This window comes from Ruegeria sp. ABM4_193 (genome assembly GCF_056158705.1).
This window is the reverse complement of record NZ_JBSWTT010000001.1, coordinates 2,601,476-2,617,838: the sequence shown is the minus strand read 5'-3', so window position 1 is coordinate 2,617,838 and position 16,363 is coordinate 2,601,476. Positions and strand designations below refer to the sequence as shown.

15 protein-coding genes and 1 tRNA gene are annotated in these 16,363 nt (G+C 56.6%); 12 read left to right on the top strand and 4 right to left on the bottom strand.

Translation table 11 applies throughout. The features are described 5' to 3' along the window. Positions 1-84 precede the first annotated feature (84 nt). From ACXADZ_RS13105 to ACXADZ_RS13080, 6 genes are all read left to right on the top strand, one after another. A complete protein-coding gene (locus tag ACXADZ_RS13105) occupies positions 85-252 on the top strand; it encodes a hypothetical protein (RefSeq protein ID WP_475196957.1) in 168 nt (55 codons plus the stop codon). Further along, positions 245-436, top strand: a complete 192-nt coding sequence (locus ACXADZ_RS13100; protein ID WP_475196955.1) for a hypothetical protein — start codon at positions 245-247, stop codon at positions 434-436. Before ACXADZ_RS13105 ends, ACXADZ_RS13100 begins: the two co-directional genes overlap by 8 nt. Before the next feature lie 36 nt (positions 437-472). Beyond that, positions 473-1,792, top strand: coding sequence for a DUF6538 domain-containing protein (locus tag ACXADZ_RS13095; RefSeq protein WP_475196953.1), 1,320 nt, complete (start codon positions 473-475; stop codon positions 1,790-1,792). Beyond that, positions 1,789-1,965: a hypothetical protein gene (locus ACXADZ_RS13090; RefSeq protein WP_475196951.1), complete on the top strand. Its 177-nt coding sequence runs from the start codon at positions 1,789-1,791 to the stop codon at positions 1,963-1,965. The genes ACXADZ_RS13095 and ACXADZ_RS13090 overlap by 4 nt, the downstream gene beginning before the upstream one ends. Before the next feature lie 142 nt (positions 1,966-2,107). Next, complete coding sequence (locus ACXADZ_RS13085) at positions 2,108-2,590, top strand: hypothetical protein (protein ID WP_475196949.1); 483 nt, start codon at positions 2,108-2,110, stop codon at positions 2,588-2,590. Continuing rightward, positions 2,590-3,507, top strand: coding sequence for a TerB family tellurite resistance protein (locus ACXADZ_RS13080; protein WP_475196947.1), 918 nt, complete (start codon positions 2,590-2,592; stop codon positions 3,505-3,507). Before ACXADZ_RS13085 ends, ACXADZ_RS13080 begins: the two co-directional genes overlap by 1 nt. 972 nt (positions 3,508-4,479) lie before the next feature. On the opposite strand, the gene ACXADZ_RS13075 is transcribed toward ACXADZ_RS13080, so the two are convergent. From ACXADZ_RS13075 to ACXADZ_RS13060, 4 genes are all read right to left on the bottom strand, one after another. Then, positions 4,480-5,997, bottom strand: a complete 1,518-nt coding sequence (locus ACXADZ_RS13075; protein WP_475196946.1) for a hypothetical protein — start codon at positions 5,995-5,997, stop codon at positions 4,480-4,482. A gap of 642 nt (positions 5,998-6,639) precedes the next feature. Beyond that, positions 6,640-6,714 (bottom strand) — tRNA-Gln (locus tag ACXADZ_RS13070). Positions 6,715-6,803: 89 nt separating this feature from the next. Continuing rightward, complete coding sequence (locus tag ACXADZ_RS13065) at positions 6,804-7,793, bottom strand: NADPH:quinone reductase (protein WP_475196943.1); 990 nt, start codon at positions 7,791-7,793, stop codon at positions 6,804-6,806. A 91-nt stretch (positions 7,794-7,884) separates the two neighbouring features. Further along, complete coding sequence (locus ACXADZ_RS13060; RefSeq protein WP_171092660.1) at positions 7,885-8,346, bottom strand: SH3 domain-containing protein; 462 nt, start codon at positions 8,344-8,346, stop codon at positions 7,885-7,887. A 198-nt stretch (positions 8,347-8,544) separates the two neighbouring features. Here ACXADZ_RS13060 and ACXADZ_RS13055 point away from each other — a divergent pair, with 198 nt between their 5' ends. The 6 genes from ACXADZ_RS13055 to ACXADZ_RS13030 all read left to right on the top strand — a co-directional run bounded on the left by ACXADZ_RS13055 (position 8,545) and on the right by ACXADZ_RS13030 (position 16,351). After that, on the top strand, positions 8,545-9,531 hold the full coding sequence (locus ACXADZ_RS13055) for a 2-hydroxyacid dehydrogenase (RefSeq protein ID WP_475196942.1): 987 nt from the start codon (positions 8,545-8,547) through the stop codon (positions 9,529-9,531). 20 nt (positions 9,532-9,551) lie between these two features. Next, positions 9,552-9,935, top strand: coding sequence for a GFA family protein (locus ACXADZ_RS13050; protein WP_475196939.1), 384 nt, complete (start codon positions 9,552-9,554; stop codon positions 9,933-9,935). Positions 9,936-10,046: 111 nt separating this feature from the next. Next, positions 10,047-11,834, top strand: coding sequence for a gamma-glutamyltransferase (gene ggt / locus ACXADZ_RS13045; protein ID WP_475196936.1), 1,788 nt, complete (start codon positions 10,047-10,049; stop codon positions 11,832-11,834). A gap of 93 nt (positions 11,835-11,927) precedes the next feature. Further along, a complete protein-coding gene (locus ACXADZ_RS13040) occupies positions 11,928-13,337 on the top strand; it encodes an FAD-binding oxidoreductase (protein WP_171185188.1) in 1,410 nt (469 codons plus the stop codon). 85 nt (positions 13,338-13,422) lie between these two features. Continuing rightward, on the top strand, positions 13,423-13,701 hold the full coding sequence (locus tag ACXADZ_RS13035) for a hypothetical protein (protein ID WP_171185186.1): 279 nt from the start codon (positions 13,423-13,425) through the stop codon (positions 13,699-13,701). 142 nt (positions 13,702-13,843) lie between these two features. Next, positions 13,844-16,351: a GcvT family protein gene (locus tag ACXADZ_RS13030; RefSeq protein ID WP_475196932.1), complete on the top strand. Its 2,508-nt coding sequence runs from the start codon at positions 13,844-13,846 to the stop codon at positions 16,349-16,351. Positions 16,352-16,363 lie beyond the last annotated feature (12 nt).

The window sequence follows — 16,363 nt, the reverse complement described above, 5'->3', positions numbered from 1 at the left end:
CCCGGGAGAATTGAACGTCCGCTCCCGTCCAAACCGAGAGAACCCCTGCATCTAAATAAAGAAGCAACTGCAGGAGTTTGATCCATGAAGTACCTGTCTGCCCTCGGCGTTCTCGTCGGGGGTTTTCTTTTGCGCCCACCACCCAAGGCCGTCCTGACGACGGTGCTCTGGGTGGTCGCTCGGTCTCACCCCGCTGTCTCGGCGCTGGTTCTGTTGGCGGTTCTCTGGACGTGGAGGTCCAACGATGACTGAGCTTGAGTTGAACCCCGGTGACGTCGTGGTCGTCCGCGCCTTCGATGACGTCCCCGAACATCTGTTCCGAGTGGAAGAGGTGTTCGAAGACTGCGTTACCGGCCATGCCGTCACTGGCCCTCTGGCTGGGTCATACGGCGAACCGGCCCTCGAGATGATCGTCAGACGCGTCTCCACCAACTGACCCCATCCCAATCTTGAATCTGAAAGGAGGAGACCGATGTCTGCTCACATTCGCTATGCCTATCTGAAGGGCCACACGTGGCTCTACCGACGCAACTATCCCGTCGACGTGGCTCTCGCGCTGGGCGCTCAGGCGCTGAAGCAGAGCCTCAAGACCAGTGACCGAAACACCGCCCGAGTCCGTGCCGCTGAAGTCAATGCCCGGTTCGAGACACTGGTGGAACAGGTTCGGGGCAAGGCAGAAGAGGCCCTGTCTGTCACGGAGAACACCGCTAACGTTCCTGATTGGGTAGACCACCCGGAAACGTCTCTCGTCCGTCTCCGGGCCACTCTGAAGGACTCTGAATGCAATCTGGAGCAACCTGCCTTCACTCGACCCGTCGCGCCGGTAAAGGTGCTGGTTCGTGATTTAAGCCGCGCCTATCTCTCCCGGCGTAGTGATGAACTGCGACCCAGCGGGTTCAAATCGGTCCGATACTCTGTCGGGTTGTTCACGAGCCGATATGGTGACCAGTCAGTGTGCAGCCTGACGCGGACGGAGGGGCTGGAGTTCCTGTCAGCGATAGCCCGACTGTCCCCGATGATAGGTAAGTCAGAACGAACCCGAGGGCTAACCCTGGACCAACTGGTCGCGTACTCGTCTCGTGGGTCGGTGACTATTACGGCCAGGACCCAGCGGCGCATCTGGTCGCAGGTTAATCACTTCCTCGACTGGGTGGTCTACGAGGGGCATCTGGAGGTCAACCCCTTCCGGACTGTTCTCTTCGACCGGAAGGTGCGCCCTCAACCCTATGCCGTTCCAACCGACGATGAAGTGGCCCGGCTGCTGGGAGCCAAAGACCGAGAACTGCATCCGGTTCTGCTAACCTGTCTACTGTCAGGGATGCGAGCGGGGGAAGCGGTCGGGTTACTCCGGGAAGACCTCGTGGCCAAGGGCAACCTCGGTTGCTTCGTTCATGTTCGACCTAACCAACTGCGACTGCTGAAGACCGACGCCGCTGAGCGACTGGTTCCGGTTCACCCGATGCTGGATAAGACGTTCCGTCAGTTACCCGCATCCGGCCCTCTGTTTCCTGACCTGGCCGTGGCGCATGTCACCAAGGGGTTTGCGAGACTGAGACGGCGGCTGGGTCTGGAGCGACCGGGACTGGTGTTTCACTCGACCCGCAAGTGGTTCATCACCCAGTGCGAGCGAACCGGTGTCCCTGAGCACTTCACGGCCTCTCTGGTCGGGCACAAATCGGCTCGATCGGAAAACGGCACCACCTACGGCATCTACTCAGCGGGCATCAGTGACGAGCAACGCCGGTTGATCGTCGATCAGATAAGACTCCCGCTAGGGACGGTTGCCTCATGACCTTCCCGGACATTGACGCCTTCGAGGAACGGGCTGCTATCGCTGAATACGATGGCGGTTGTACCCGTAAGGTGGCGGAAGATCTGGCTGCTCGGGCTCAAGGGTTCCGTGATGCTGAAGCCTACTGGCAGTGGCTGGCAGACTATGTCGTTAACCGAAGACCACCCTCGTAGACACAACCCTCGGCGGCCCTCAACGGGTTGCCGGGGGATCACTTTGATATTTTTTTCTTGCCGCTTCGAAATTACGCGGCGAGAATGAGATGAAAAGTAACGATATTTTAGCTGTTTACGTAGTTGAGTTAAGAGGTTTGCGATGAAGGTTAGTGGGATAGCGGACGATACCGGCGAGGCGGTCTCTCAGGAAATATCTGATGTTTCCGCCGAAGAGTTGCAGTCATTGGCATCATTGGGCTTATCGTCTGGAGAGCTGAAGGCAAAGATCGACAATTTGGCGGTCTCGGCTGATGCGAAGGCGCTTTTGTTTCAGGTCGCCACGAAGGTAATCCGAGTGGGAGAGACAGTCATCAAAATCGGCCAAAAGATTCTTGAAACGGTTCTCGAAATCATCAAAGCCTATCCGAATACAAGCTTCGGAGTTGTATTTGGAGCGATTGCAGGAACTCTAGTAAGTTCAATTCCAGTGATTGGATGGGTGCTAGGCCCAATAGTGACTCCGATACTGGTTCTCTTTGGAATGTCCGCAGGCGCAGTCATGGATTTTTCAAATAAAGCAGTCGAGAGACGAGTAATGGCATCTTTAGCCGAGTTTAACGCTCTGAATACCGGGATCAGCTAATGGAACACGGTTGGTTTGATGGCGTCGTTGACGTTGTTCACGACGATATGCGGTTCAAGGCAAAGCTGGGGATTGGCGAGAACGCCTACACGTCCATTCGCGTGAAAAAAGCGCTATTTGAAGCTTGGGATGTCGCAGGAATTGCCGCGACGGGAGCTCAAGTTGCCAGCTCTGCTATGATCGCTCAGAAGTTCTTTGCTGCTCCGAGTTTGCTCGCTGCTATAGGACTCGGAACTGCGACTGCGGCCACTCCGGTCGGATGGATAGCTGCGGCCAGCGTTATTTCTGGTGGCGCGTGGCTCGGAATCACCCGTTATCTGAAATCTGATAACAAAAAGACGACCGTAATTCCCACTTTCATCAACACACCTCTGGACGTCTTGGGGCTAGGCATTTTCGACCTATTGGCCCCGCTTGCCATGAAGGTTGCCCAAGTTGACGAAAGAGTCGATGAAGCAGAAGAAGCAGCCATTAGGTGCTATTTCGTAGAAGAGTGGGGTTATTCGGAGCAATTTGCCGAACGTGGTTTTGAGTTCGTGAAACTTCGACTGGATGAATATAACATCAAAGCGACGGCGCAAACACTTGGCGCGTTTACCAGAGATAACCCGGATTGCAGTTTTGAGCATATGTATTCTGACATTATGACCTTCTTGCATACTGTGGCTGAAGCAGATGGCATCCTAGACGAGCGAGAAGAAATGGCGCTGGAGCGGATAGCAAAGGTATTCGCGAATGAAGGAAAGTTCTCCGTATCAAGAACCGTTGCACCAGTGGGTAACGCCATTGGTTCGGCAGCAGCGTCAGTCGGCGGTGTCATCGGCTCAGTACCTTCGCAGTTAGCAAGCTTAAACCCACTGAGGCGAAGAGACAGTGAGGATGAGCAAGCCGACCCAGATAACGTAAGCGAGGACTAGCGGCCCCAGCGGATTGAGCGTTAGATAGCCCGACGTTTCAGAAGTTACGCACAATCAGCCTCAACCTTTAGGCTGTTTCCAATTTGGTTGAAGATATTCAATTTAACGAGTGCAGTTTGTGGCGTTTGGCGGTGCCTTAGAGGCCTTCAATGTCAGCTACTCCAACTATATTTCTTTGCGGCTCTCTGCCGGGCTGAGGGTTGTTTGACATACGAACGCCGATAACACGCCCTTGGCGATGAAGTTCCCGGATTTCGTCTATGCTCGAAAATTGAATCTCGGCACGATATGGGAACCGACCTTCGTAAGCGTGCTCCGTAAACTGTGTTTCAGTTCCATTTGCTTCAATCCGCGTTCTTCTAAGAACCATCTAGATCTCCTGTTTGTCTTTTGTCTTTTGAATTTGCTTATGTTGGTTAATCACTAAAATCCCGAGCAAGTACAAGCATTCTCATCCGTAAGCGTGTTCAACCACACCAGCCCCCAACCGCCAGCACCGGCGACCTCCAGTCAGCCCTTGGAACCACTCGTCAGCGGTCGTCTCAGCGCCAGTGGACGGTCGGTCTAGCGGTCTCGTCAGCACCCGTCGGCACCAGTAAACGGGTAAGTCAGCGGTTGAAAAATGCCCCCGAAACCGCCCCAGTTCCGGTCACCGGTTGGAAAAGCGTATAGGTTTCATCGGGCGGCAAGGTTTCCTACCACCCCAGCCAGGTCATCGGAACATGGAACGGCAGCAGGCGCTTGGGTCACCGGTACCCGAGAAATGCCCCCGTTTATGCCCCCGCTAAGATCACGCACGTCTTGCTAGCCTGTCTTGCTGTCTGCACGTCAGCGGTGACCTCCCCCAGACAGAGGGAGAGGCCGATAGCGGTTATGGCTGAGTATAGCTGGATAGGGATAAGTAATGGAAAACGCGGGATAAAGAAGAGAAGAGAAACTCAAACCTCTCCCCCCCCGATCACCCCAGTTTCCTCATCCTCCAAGAGAATCCAGATACGCTAACCTCTCGCTGAAGATACGATGACGGATCCGATAGGCAGGGCAGCGGGGGAGATAACGCATGTCCATATAATCATCGACCAAGCTGGGAGTTTCCCGTTCAACCTCATCTAACCCAAGATAGTTATTGGATAGGGCAACCGGGCAACCGAGAACGTTGGCTGCCGCGAGGTTCATAGCGGTCTTAAGCCTCCGAGCATGTGAATACCCAATCAGGAAACTGTCGTGGATGCAAAGCACAGGTATCTTCTGTTTGGTGAAGTGTCGGATCACCATGGAAGCCATCAAACTGTCTGTGTTCATCAGCGATATCCCACGATCCGCGCACAGGTCCTCCTTGAGGAATGGGTGTTTCTCGATTGCAGCATCCAGTACTAGCCGAAGCTCCGCATTCTTCATCGACTTTGCCATCGAGCCAACTGGAGAGGCGTCCCGGAACGCACTGTAAGCTGACCGCTCGTTCTTGGCATTCAGAGCCATGAGGATCAGCAGTTTCACCAATTTGCGCTGCTTCACGTTATCCAAATCGGGCAATAATTCATCACCCAACTCATAAGGATCACCCTCCAGCTCCACTCCTCTATTTGCTGCCAGAATCGCGACGTGAAGGGCTTGATAGTCCACTTCGACAGTCGGTTCGTCATTGATGTGGATACGCTTTCGAACCTCTGACCCGACCGTTTGCCACCAGCCGCCATAGAAGCGGCCACCGAATGACCAGTCGTCGCGATTGAAGACACGATGAACGAAGTTATCGAACCCGCAGATAGGAACTCGGGTTATCTCGCCCGCACGAACTCCAGACTTAACCGGGCGTTCAATGAAAGTACCTTCCTGATCCGGTATATCGATGAAAGTTCGTAGCAACAGCCTGTTGTAGTTCATCAGGTCTGCTCTCATCTGCTCAGTCGCCGGAGTATCCTTGTATTCGATGTTTCTCTCTGACTTCTCGCTGGATCGCATGAGAATGCACTCCTTTCCCGGGTGGTTCAGGATATGCTGTGGTCCGAACTTAGCTTCCCGAAACATCCGCCGAAGCGGTTCTGCCGCCCTTATCCGGGTAGTGCGGTTCGTGCTGGCTCCGGGACCAGCATAGCTGCCAGCCGATAGAGAAATGTAGCCAACTTCCCGCAGTCGGTGGATTACCCTAGGCGTCAGTCGAGACATCCCAATCTTGTTGTAGCGGGAGCCTGTTTTCCAGGCCGTGTTGTTCATCGCCACGCCAATTGACAACTCTGGGTCTGTGTCCCAGGCCAAATAGAGATCGAGCAATATGGTTCTAAGTTGAACCATGCTGCTGGCCTTGGGTCTTACGCCGCCCTTCTTTAGGTTGTTGCTTTCTGGCTCCCCATAACATGTTGCCCAGACTTGCTCGGTCAGATGGGTAACATTCGGGTGCTCGGAATATCGGTGAATATCTAGTAGCTTGGAATAGTGCGGATTTGTGATTGATAACTCCTCTAGGATCATTCCAACGTTTCTTTCTTCCATGACTCATTTGGCCCTCATTGGTACGCGACCACGCCCAGAGCGCACTGAGGCCCTGAAGACGTGATTGGTCGAGCGGAATCGAAGACAGCATCGAGCCATCGACGAGACACACTTCGCCCGTGGTTTATGTTGTGATTTGAGTTCTTTAGGAGGCCCTTTCGGAGCCTCATAGCGGACCAAACCGCTATAGCGCCTCTAGACGCTGATCATGGTGCCTACTGGATGTAGGCGGTTAGCGAATGTCCTACATGGGGCTGTTTTGATATTGTTTCAAGATTTCGGCTTGAAATAACTCTTTCTCCCCCGCTGCCCTGCCTATCGGATCCGTCATCGTATCTTCAGCGAGAGGTTAGCGTATCTGGATTCTCTTGGAGGATGAGGAAACTGGGGTGATCGGGGGGGGGGGAGGTTTGAGTTTCTCTTCTCTTCTTTATCCCGCGTTTTCCATTACTTATCCCTATCCAGCTATACTCAGCCATAACCGCTATCGGCCTCTCCCTCTGTCTGGGGGAGGTCACCGCTGACGTGCAGACAGCAAGACAGGCTAGCAAGACGTGCGTGATCTTAGCGGGGGCATAAACGGGGGCATTTCTCGGGTACCGGTGACCCAAGCGCCTGCTGCCGTTCCATGTTCCGATGACCTGGCTGGGGTGGTAGGATTCGAACCTACGATACACGGTACCAAAAACCGCTGCCTTACCACTTGGCTACACCCCAACGGTGAGCGGCTGTCTACGATTGTTGTTGTCGGGGTTCAAGAGCTATTTGGCAAAAAAACGTGACGGTCGGAAAAATTTTTGGCGTGGTCATTTGGTGGCGACCAACACTGCCCCGACGCGGTTCCCATCCTGAACCATGTCATGAGCGGATGCGCAGTCTTCTAATGCAAAGACGCTCTGTACAGGACAGGTCAGGGCACCTTCGGTCAGGGCATTGTGAAGGGTCTCAATGGCGGCAGAGCGCAAACTTGCTGGCAAGAGATAAATCAGGATCATCTCGAGCGTTACGGCCTTGAACATCATTGGCCCGAAAGGGAAAACCGGTGCCATGTTTTGCGCGGAGCCGTAGGCGTTGATGCGGCCGTTTTCGGCAATTACGGCGGTGTTCGTTTCGATATTTGCTCCGAATTCGACATCGATGACGCGGCTGATTGTGCGACCGTCATTTGCGCCCAATATCTGATCAGCAAGATCTGGGCTGTTGTAGTCAAGCACCACATCCGCGCCAGCCGATTTCACCCGGTCGAAGTTACGGCGGCTGGCCGTTGCGATGACGCGTGCGCCCGCCCATTTTGCAAGCTGAACGGCCAGATACCCGACCGTACCAGCACCACCGTGAATCAGAATCGTATGCCCTTTGGGAGTGCCCCCTGAGAACACAGCGTGGCAAGCCGTCAGTCCCGGAATACCCAGAACCGCACCAGTCTCGAGTGACACCGAATCTGGTAAGTGGACGGCTTGATCGCTGGGCAAGGTGATGTGGCTGGCGGCTGTCCCAAATGCGCGTTGCCATTGCCCATTCCAGACCCACACGCGCTGCCCGATCCGGGATGCGGGGACGCCGTCGCCGACAGCTGTGATCACGCCAGAGCCGTCGCTATGGGGGATGATCAAAGGGAAAGGAGGTTCCGTCACGCCCGGTCGGGTTCCGGCGCGGGCTTTTATGTCGGATGGGTTGACGCCTGAAAATGCCAACTCGACAGTAACTTCACCCGGACCGGGACAAACCGGAGGAAGGTCTTGAAGATGCAAGACTTCGGCTGCGTTTCCGAAAGCGGAATAAGTAACTGCGCGCATGGAATCCTCCGTTTGCCCCAGTTACAACTTAAACCGACGGTGAATTCAAACCTTTTGCAAAAGGTGTTCAGCGCAAGCCTGAACCCGCGTCTTATTCGCGGATCTCTGAAGGGTCGACACCCCAAAGATTCGCTTTCAAAGTCCAGCCCCGATAACCACCCGCCGTGATCCGGCACCAGTCCAGCGAACACGTGCCAAGGCGGGCCACGACGCCGGTCTCGAAATGTGCATTTACGGGCGAGTTGGGGTCGGGGCGGGTATAGACGGGCAGCATGTCAGATTCGATCAGTACCGTGCGCACACCTGACAACAGAGCATAGTGAACCCAGCCACCAGCCCCGTCTCGGTCCTGAACTTTGCGCCAGTTGCCATATTCTGCCGTCACCTGCAGCGGCATACCGCGCCGTTTGAAGACCCAGTCGATTCGATGGCTTAGCGACGGCCCGCGCCGAACGTTCCCTTCGGCGGCCTTCATTGACACATAGCGGGGTAGGGGCAGGTTTGTGACGGATCCACGCTTATCCTCGGCATGCGCAGCCCAAGAGCTGAACATGACCAGAAATACGGATATCGCCGCCAGACATTGGCGTTTTACCGGTCGAATACCACTCACTGACTGCCTGCTCTTATGCCTGTTGATCCGGTTTCGAAAAAAGGTCAACTCAATGCCACTGGGGTTCTTGTGCCCCGCCTTATCCTGCGCCACGATGCCATGGCGCGCGTCTGTTTGCAAAGCAGTGGGAGGGCCAAGGTGCCAAGAGAACGTCTGAGTGTTGTCGTTACGCGACGGTTGCCCGAAGCAGTTGAAACCCGGTTGAGCGAGTTGTTCGATGTGCGCCTGCGCGATGACGACACGCCGATGACAAGAGATGAGCTGGTGGCCGCGGTACAGGAAGCCGATGTGCTGGTGCCTACGGTGACCGACACGATCGACGGCGGCCTGCTGGGGCAGGCCGGTGAAAACCTCAGGCTGATCGCCAATTATGGGGCGGGTGTCGACAATATTGATGTGTCCACAGCCCGACAGCGCGGCATTCTGGTTTCGAACACGCCGGGTGTACTGACTGATGACACTGCCGACATGACAATGGCGTTGATCCTGGCCGTAACGCGCCGCATTCCTGAAGGATTGAGCGTGATGCAGCAAGGTGACTGGGCCGGCTGGGCTCCAACCGCCTTTCTGGGCGGGCGCATCGGGGGGCGGCGTTTAGGTATTCTGGGCATGGGCCGGATCGGGCAGGCCGTTGCGCGGCGGGCAAGTGCGTTTGGAATGCAAGTGCACTATCATAACCGTCGCCGGCTGCGTCCCGAGACCGAGCAAGAGTTAGAGGCGACCTATTGGGAAAGTCTGGATCAGATGGTCGCGCGAATGGATGTGATCTCGGTCAACTGCCCATCGACCCCATCGACATTCCACCTAATGAACGCACGCCGACTGAAGCTGATGAAGCCGTCAGCCGTGATTGTTAACACGTCACGCGGTGAAGTTGTCGACGAAAACGCCCTGACGCGGATGATCCGAGCGGGAGAAATCGCAGGTGCAGGGCTAGACGTTTACGAGCAAGGCACCGATGTGAACCCTCGACTGCGGCAGCTGCCCAACGTTGTGCTGTTGCCGCATATGGGATCGGCCACTTTGGAAGGGCGGATCGAAATGGGTGAGAAGGTCATCATCAACATCAAGACCTTCGAAGATGGCCACCGTCCGCCAGACCAGGTTGTGCCCTCGATGCTGTAAGTCACCGGAAAGGAGCCTTCATGGACCGGTTTGAAGGGGGGTGCCGCTGTGGACGTTTGCGCATTACGGCTTCGGACCGTCCTCTTCGGGTTGGGATTTGTCATTGCCTGGACTGTCGTAAGCATCATGGAGCGTTGTTTTATGCGGCAGCAATATTTCCCAGCGATGCCGTCGAGATTTCTGGCCCGTCACAGGGCTATGCGGATCGATTTTTTTGCCCAACCTGTGGTTCTCCGGTCTTTGCGCGCAGCGGTTCTGAGGTCGAGGTGCATCTGGGATGTCTCGACGAGCCCAACCAATTGACGCCAACCTATGAATGCTGGGCCTCGCGGCGCGAAGACTGGTTGCCCGAGTTCACTGGAATGAAGCGGTTTGACCAGAATCGGGACGATGCCGCGCCCTAGATGGCGAGGCGAAACCTTGCTGTTGAATCACGCCTGTACAGCAAACCATTGCAGAGCGCGGTCATTGCTTACAGGTTTGAAACAAAAAGAAGTATTGGAGGATTTGATCAGATGAGATGTGTTTCCGCTTTGTTACTTTCGGCATATGCGCTTTCTACGCCGGTCCTGGCTCAGGAGGCGGCTGATGCCGTTGCGCCAGAAACCGCCACTGAAGGGCAGGTGCAGGCCCTGACCGAAGAGGTCATCGCCGCGCTTGAGGCCAAGCTGGACGGTGTTCCGGTCACATCCGAGAACTGGATGGTGGCCGCAGCCAACCCACTGGCCGTTGAAGCCGGGGCGAAAGTATTGCGCGCAGGCGGGTCCGCTGCGGATGCGATGGTGGCCGTACAAGTCGTGCTGGGTCTGGTCGAGCCGCAATCCTCGGGCTTGGGTGGTGGTGCGTTTTTGGTTTGGTATGACGCAGCAACTGGGCAGATGACAACACTGGACGGGCGTGAAACCGCTCCACAGGCAGCAACACCAACGCTGTTTCAGGATGAACAGGGCGAACCGCTGAAGTTCTTCGATGCGGTTGTCGGGGGATTGTCGGTGGGCACTCCGGGCACGCCAGCCTTGCTGGAAGAGGCGCACCGCCGTTGGGGCCAATCCTCTTGGCCTGGTCTGTTCACCGATGGCATCCGGTTGGCGGACGAAGGTTTCCTGGTCTCGCCACGCTTGGCCAGCCTTGTTGAAAACGACGCAGAGCGCCTGTCGCGTGTTCCCGAAACGGCCGCTTACTTTCTGCCGGGCGGAGAGCCTTTGCAGCAAGGGCAACGGCTGACCAATTCTGCCTATGCTGATACCTTGCGTGTATTGGCCAGTGACGGGGCCGCAGGGTTTTATGGCGGTGAGGTAGCTGCGGATATTGTCCGCACGGTGCGGAACGCTCCGGGCAATCCGGGGGTTCTGTCCGGCGTTGATCTGGCGCTGTATCAGGTGATCGAACGCGAACCGGTTTGTGCTGCATACCGCGCATACGAAGTCTGTGGTATGGGGCCGCCATCCTCTGGTGCACTGACCGTGGGGCAAATTCTCGGGATGCTGAACAGCTATGATCTGGCAGCGATGGGCCCCGAAAGCGCCGAAGCCTGGCGGCTGTTCGGAGACGCCTCTCGCCTCGCTTTTGCGGATCGGGGTCGTTACATGGCCGACAGTGATTTTGTTCCCATGCCGACAAATGGGTTGGTTGATCCGGATTACCTTGCGCAGCGCGCGGCTTTGTTGGACACGGAAGGAGCGCTTGCCGAAATCGCGCCGGGGCAACCCGAATTCGACCATGCGCTGAACTGGGCGGATGATGTGTCGCTCGAGCTGCCCTCGACCTCGCATATCTCGATTGTGGACAGCTATGGCAACGTGCTGTCGATGACGACGACGATCGAAAACGGCTTTGGTTCGCGTCTGATGACCAACGGGTTCCTTTTGAACAACGAGCTGACGGACTTCTCGTTCAAAACCCATAGCGACGGTGTGCCGATTGCCAACCGGTTAGAGCCCGGAAAACGCCCGCGTTCCTCCATGAGCCCCACCATCGTGATGCAGGACGGCGCTCCGGTTCTGGCCATCGGGTCGCCGGGTGGCAGCCGCATCATCGGCTATGTCGCGAAGTCGATCATTGCTTGGGCCGATTGGGGAATGGATGTACAGCAGGCGGTGTCCTTGCCACACTTGGTCAATCGCTTCGGAACCTATGACGTCGAGGCAGGCACCGCAGCAGAAGGGTTCACGGATACGCTGGTGTTGCAAGGTTTTGAGGTCAACCCACGCGATCTGACATCGGGTTTGCACGCTATTGAAATTGGTGACGGGCTGAGCGGGGGCGCCGACCCGCGCCGTGAAGGGATTGCACTGGGCGAGTAGCCCCTTGGAATAAGTGGGTATTGCCCAAACTTTGCGGGCCTTTTAGTCATTGGCTGAAAGGCCCGCAGTGTTTTGGGGCAGGGGAGGATGACGATGGTACAAGCTAAGGCGTTGCCTAGAAATGAAACAGGCATAGAAACCGCGATCAGCATTCTCAAACAACGTTTCGGTGACAGGTTGCAAACAAGCGCAGCGATCCGCGAACAGCACGGCCACACCACGACATGGATCGAAAACCAAAGCCCGGATGCCGTGGTTTTCCCGCATACAACGCAGGAAGTTTCAGACATTGTCAAAACCTGCGCGGCGCACCGCGTACCGGTTATCCCCTTCGGCACTGGCACATCGCTGGAGGGGCATGTGAATGCGCCGGCAGGCGGCATCTCGGTCGATTTGACGCAAATGGACAAGGTGCTGGCGGTTCATGCCGAAGACCTGGACTGCGTTGTGCAACCCGGCGTGACCCGCGAGGCGCTGAATACGCATTTACGCGATCAGGGTCTGTTCTTTCCGATTGACCCCGGGGCCAATGCATCGCTGGGCGGCATGGCGGCTACACGCGCTTCGGGCACCAATGCAGTGCGATACGGGACGATGAAGGACAATGTTCTCAGCCTCGAGGCGGTCATGCCTGATGGCCAGATCATCCGCACAGGACAAAGGGCCAAGAAATCCTCGGCCGGGTATGATTTGGCCCGTCTATTGGTCGGGGCCGAAGGTACGCTTGGGATCATCACGGAGCTGACCCTGCGGCTGCAGGGTATCCCCGAAGCGATCAGTTCAGCGCGATGTTCGTTTCCAACGGTGGACGCGGCCTGCCGCGCGGTGATGATGACGATCCAATATGGTATCCCGGTCGCCCGGATCGAACTATTGGACGAAATGTCGGTGCAAGCCGCTAACGCCTATTCCGGGCTAAGCCTGCCGGAAACGCCGTTATTGCTGCTGGAATTTCACGGCTCGGAAAGCGGCGCGGTTGAACAGGCTGAAACCTTTGGCCAGATCGCAGAAGAATTCGGCGGTACCGATTTTGCCGCGACCACGACTACCGAGGAACGGAACAAGCTGTGGCAGGCGCGGCATGATATGTATTGGGCGTGTCTGCAACTGCGCCCCGGCGCACGCGGTATTTCTACGGATGTCTGTGTACCGATCTCATGTTTGGCCGAATGTGTGACCCAGACCCAAAGAAAGGCAGCCGAACTTGGCTTGCTTGCTCCGGTGGTGGGCCATGTCGGGGATGGCAATTTCCACACGCTGTTGCTGATCGACATGGAAAATGCTGAAGAGGTCGCCAAGGCGGACGCCTTTGTTGGCTGGCTCAACGATCTTGCGATCTCGATGGAGGGCACCTGCACGGGGGAACATGGCATAGGGCAGGGCAAGCGACCTTACCTTGAGAAAGAGCTTGGGGTTGCCACACAATATATGGCCGCAATCAAGGCCGCGCTGGATCCCCTCAACATTATGAACCCCGGCAAAATTCTGTCTGATCAGCCCTAGCGGTTTCGCGATCTGGTCCGTTTTGTGCCCTTAAATCGTCCACATGTTTTGATCTGAAAGGCGCACAGACAGACAGGTGGTCGACATGAGTGCAAAATATCTGGCAGGCTTTATTACAATCTGCGGATTGGCTGTTGCTGGGCTGGATTTTTACCAGCAAGCCAAGGCATCGGAAGACGGTATGGGCATCAAAGGCTATCTGGCTTCAGTATCTTCGCGTGCTGGGTTCGCAGATAACCATGCTGAGTCAGAGGCACAGGTATCCCAACCACAGGAACCAGCAGCTCAGAAACCTTCAGACGAGGGCGGCAGGCTGGTTTGCACCACGGTCGGAACCAGCAAACGCTGCAGTTCCAGTGGTTGAAATCGGCGGCTGAATGATCGATCTGCGACCTGCATTTGTTGTTCGGGTCGTTTTTTTCCTATCACTGGTCGGATGAATGTCGCGCGCCGCCCCTTAACTGCGCCATATGGTGTCAGCTGAATTCAAGGGGAGACGCCCGGTTATGAAAACCCAAGTCAAAGCACTGGTCGTTGGCGGTGGCGCCATCGGAACCTCGATTGCCTATCATCTGGCCAAGGCTGGCTGGGATGACGTGATGCTGATCGAACGGGACGAGTTGACCTCTGGCTCGACCTGGCACGCAGCTGGCCTTTTGCCGCTGTTCAACATGTCTTACGCAACCACCCATATCCACAAATACTCGGTCGACTTCTACAAGACGCTGGAAGAGGAAACCGGTCTGAACGCGGGTTTCGCGGTGGTTGGCAACCTGCGCATGGCACAGACGCAGGATCGTATGGATGAATACATGCTCTATGCCTCCACGGCCGAGACATGTGACGTCAAATACGAATGGCTGACCCCGGATCAGATCAAAGAGCGCTGGCCTTTGATTGAAACCGGCGATCTGAAAGGTGCGATCTATCACACCGAGGACGGCTATATTAACCCCGCAGACGTCACGCAGGCCATGGCCAAGGGCGCGCGCCAGCGTGGCGTGGATATCGTCCGCAAAATGCAGGCTGATGCCTTCCACTGGAACGGTACCCATTGGGAAGTCACCTGCACCAAGATGGTCGAACAGGGCGGCAACCTTGTCCCATCCGACGAGCAGGTCGTCATCACGGCCGAACACGTTGTGACTGCATCGGGCAACCATGCGCAGCGCACCGCCAAGATGCTGGGCATCAAGATGCCTGCAATCCCGGTCGAGCATACCTTCATCGTCATGGACAAAGACCCCGAGCTGGTCAAATGGCGTGAAGCCGGCAACCCCGAGCACCCCGTTGTGCGCGACGCCGACAACGAATCCTACGCGCGCGAAGAGCGCGGCGGCTGGATTCTGGGTATCTACGAACACGGCGCGCCTGCTCGCTTTGAGCACGGCGTACCGGACAGCTTCCGCGCGGACCTGTTCCCGCTGGATCTGGACCGGATCGCGGATCAGTACATGGCGATGGCGGAACGTGTGCCGTCCTGCGCCGAATCCGGTCTGAAAGACGATTTCAACGGTCCGATCTGCTACACTCCCGATGGCAACCCGCTGGTCGGTCCGGCGCCGGGTCTGCGCAACATGTGGCTGGCCGAGGGCTTTTCGTTTGGTATTACCGCCGCAGGTGGCACCGGCTATTATCTGGCACAGATGATGGTCGATGGCGAAGCCGAAATCGACATGGCCTCGCTGGACCCCAAGCGCTACAGCAGCAACTGGATGACCACCGAGTTTGCGGCCCGCAAGAACGAAGAGTGCTATGAGCACGTCTACATCCTGCACCACCCGGATGAAGAGCGTGAAGCATGCCGCCCGTTGCGGACTGTTCCGGCTTACGACCGCCAGAAGGCGCGCGGCGCACAATTCGGCTGGGTGAACGGCTGGGAACGTCCGAACTATTTCGGCCCGCTGGATGCACCGGACAATTTCGACAAGGAAAGCCGTTCTTTCCGCCGTGGTGGCTGGTGGCAGTATGCCGTCGAAGAAGCCAAAGCGGTCCGTGAAGGCGTTGGCCTGATCGACGCGTCGGCCTTCACCAAGCATGTTGTCAAAGGCCCCGGTGCGACGCAGTTCCTGGATTGGTTCACCTGCAACAAGCTGCCCAAGGTCGGTCGTATCAACCTGACCTACGCGCTGACCTCGCACGGCACCACCCGCACCGAATACACTATCGTCCGCAATGGCGAGAATAACTACTACATCGTCTCTGCCGGTGCCTGGACCGAATACGACGCAGACTATCTGCGTAAGGCGGCTGAGGACAAGATGGAGGAGTTCGGCTACATCGAAATCCAGGACGTGACCACTCAGTGGGGCGTCTTCGCCATCGCCGGACCCAAGTCGCGTGACGTTCTGAAAGAGGTCATCAAAGATGCCGATCCGGAAACCGCTTTGTCCAACAAGCGCTTCCCGTGGCTGTCGGCGCGTCAGATCGAACTGGGCATGTGCCCGGTCAACGCGATCCGTGTGGCTTACACTGGTGAGCTGGGTTGGGAACTGCACCACCCGATCGAGATGCAGAATTACCTGTTCGACCTGTTGGAAAAAGCCGGTGAGAAACACGGTATGAAGCTGGTCGGTGCCCGTGCTCAGAACTGGCTGCGTCAGGAGAAATCCTACCGTGCCTTCGGTACCGAACTAGGCCGTGATGCGACCCCGTTGGAAGCTGACCTGCCGCGTTTTGTCGATCTGTCCAAAGATTTCTACGGAAAGGCCAAACTGGAAGAAACCGGCGTGCGCGTGAAGTGCTGTACCCTGCTGATCGACGGACCAGACGATGCCGACCCGTGGGGCCGTGAGGTGCTATATACACCGGAGGGTGAGCGTGTGGGTCGTCTGACTTCGGGCGGGTATTCGGTGGCTTTTGAGAAGTCCATCGGCATGGGTTACGTTAAGCCAGAGCTGGCGGTCGAAGGCACCAAGTTGAAGGTCAAAATGCAGGACAAGCTGTGGGATGCAGTTGTCACATGCGACAGCCCCTACGATCCGAAGAACGAGGTTATCCGCAAAGAAGGATAAGCCGCAGTCAAT

Bases quoted from the DNA above. Each gene is read 5' to 3' on its own strand.
- ACXADZ_RS13090 (WP_475196951.1), top strand. From the start codon at position 1,789: ATGACCTTCCCGGACATTGACGCCTTCGAGGAACGGGCTGCTATCGCT.
- ACXADZ_RS13035 (WP_171185186.1), top strand. From the start codon at position 13,423: ATGAGTGCAAAATATCTGGCAGGCTTTATTACAATCTGCGGATTGGCT.
- ACXADZ_RS13075 (WP_475196946.1), bottom strand. From the start codon at position 5,997: ATGGAAGAAAGAAACGTTGGAATGATCCTAGAGGAGTTATCAATCACA.
- ACXADZ_RS13050 (WP_475196939.1), top strand. From the start codon at position 9,552: ATGGACCGGTTTGAAGGGGGGTGCCGCTGTGGACGTTTGCGCATTACG.
- ACXADZ_RS13085 (WP_475196949.1), top strand. From the start codon at position 2,108: ATGAAGGTTAGTGGGATAGCGGACGATACCGGCGAGGCGGTCTCTCAG.
- ACXADZ_RS13095 (WP_475196953.1), top strand. From the start codon at position 473: ATGTCTGCTCACATTCGCTATGCCTATCTGAAGGGCCACACGTGGCTC.
- ACXADZ_RS13100 (WP_475196955.1), top strand. From the start codon at position 245: ATGACTGAGCTTGAGTTGAACCCCGGTGACGTCGTGGTCGTCCGCGCC.
- ACXADZ_RS13065 (WP_475196943.1), bottom strand. From the start codon at position 7,793: ATGCGCGCAGTTACTTATTCCGCTTTCGGAAACGCAGCCGAAGTCTTG.
- ACXADZ_RS13040 (WP_171185188.1), top strand. From the start codon at position 11,928: ATGGTACAAGCTAAGGCGTTGCCTAGAAATGAAACAGGCATAGAAACC.
- ggt (WP_475196936.1), top strand. From the start codon at position 10,047: ATGAGATGTGTTTCCGCTTTGTTACTTTCGGCATATGCGCTTTCTACG.
- ACXADZ_RS13030 (WP_475196932.1), top strand. From the start codon at position 13,844: ATGAAAACCCAAGTCAAAGCACTGGTCGTTGGCGGTGGCGCCATCGGA.
- ACXADZ_RS13105 (WP_475196957.1), top strand. From the start codon at position 85: ATGAAGTACCTGTCTGCCCTCGGCGTTCTCGTCGGGGGTTTTCTTTTG.
- ACXADZ_RS13060 (WP_171092660.1), bottom strand. From the start codon at position 8,346: ATGTTCAGCTCTTGGGCTGCGCATGCCGAGGATAAGCGTGGATCCGTC.
- ACXADZ_RS13080 (WP_475196947.1), top strand. From the start codon at position 2,590: ATGGAACACGGTTGGTTTGATGGCGTCGTTGACGTTGTTCACGACGAT.